Source organism: Pseudomonas sp. 10C3 (assembly GCF_036346185.1).
GTDB lineage: Bacteria > Pseudomonadota > Gammaproteobacteria > Pseudomonadales > Pseudomonadaceae > Aquipseudomonas.
Genome location: NZ_JASJVE010000076.1, coordinates 1 through 518 on the forward strand (window position 1 = coordinate 1; position 518 = coordinate 518).

Below are 518 nucleotides of genomic sequence, written 5' to 3' on the forward strand. Positions count from 1 at the left end.
CTGGAGGTGCGGGCCGCAGACGAACAGACCACGTATCACGACATTGACCTGAACCGTTATCGCATGGGCGACGAGATTGAGGAGGGCCCTCGGCTGGCCACCGGGCAGGCGCTGGAGGACATCTGGTTGCCGTCCAGCTGGAACGATCAGCAGGTGTCGCCGCAGCTCTGTTTCAGCGAGGTGCAGCTCAGCGGGCCGCGCTTGCGACGTCTTGAGCAAGACCCGAAAGCGCGCGCACAACGCTGCCAGAGCCCGGACTTGCGCAGTTCGCGAGACAAATTCAAGCGCGTGTTCCGCGATAAACCGGATGGCGTAGCAATGCTCGAAGCGTTCAGCGCATTCGACGCCTATGACGCGGCCAACCAGTCTGCGGCGGGCGCGGCGCATGTTGCCTGGCTTAACCTCAAGCAGCACGCCTTCCCGGTCAGCCTGGTCGCCGCACAACGCGCCCGCCAACCCGGTTACGAATGGCTGCTCGACCAGCCGGGCCGTTACCTGTGCGACCTGAGCGGGCAGTT

Annotated in this window: 1 pseudogene; it reads left to right on the forward strand. The window is 64.5% G+C overall.

What is annotated here, in order from left to right:
• Positions 1-518, forward strand: a pseudogene (locus QN399_RS26170) (hypothetical protein); the annotation flags it as partial.